Source organism: Paenibacillus sp. SER-28, assembly GCF_052906305.1.
The window spans coordinates 1-515 of the sequence record NZ_JBRECM010000041.1 but is presented as its reverse complement, the minus strand read 5'-3'; the positions used below and the strand labels follow the sequence as shown (position 1 = coordinate 515).

The window sequence follows — 515 nt, the reverse complement described above, 5'->3', positions numbered from 1 at the left end:
CCTGCCTGGAACGCACGCGACACGATTTGAATCGCCTTGATCGAATCGCCGCCCAGGTCAAAGAAATTGTCTAAAATACCAACGGTTGGCACGCCCAGGACGGACTGCCAGATCGCTACGAGTGCTCGTTCTGTTACAGTACGTGGCGCTGCATAATCCGCTCCGCTTTGCAAACCGCCTTCTGGTGCTGGCAGGGACTTGCGGTCGATTTTACCGTTCGGTGTCAGCGGCATTTGCTCCAACTGAATGAAATACGACGGCACCATATAGCTTGGCAGCTCTTGTCCCAGCTCCTGTCTCAGCTCACCCGCTCCAAGCTCTTGACTCGCCACGTAGTACGCCACGAGCTGTGTTTGGCCCGTTTCGTCCGTGCGTGCCATGATGACCGCTTCTTGTACCGATTCCACCTGCAGCAGCTGCGATTCGATCTCGCCCAGTTCGATCCGGTAACCCCGGATTTTCACCTGATGGTCCATCCGACCCAAATATTCAATGTTGCCGTCCGGCATCCATCT

Annotated in this window: 1 protein-coding gene; it reads right to left on the bottom strand. The window is 55.7% G+C overall.

The genetic code is table 11. The features are described 5' to 3' along the window. Positions 1-515 (bottom strand): AMP-binding enzyme (locus ACUYLD_RS25475; RefSeq protein ID WP_446676227.1); only part of this gene is annotated, 515 nt, incomplete at both ends.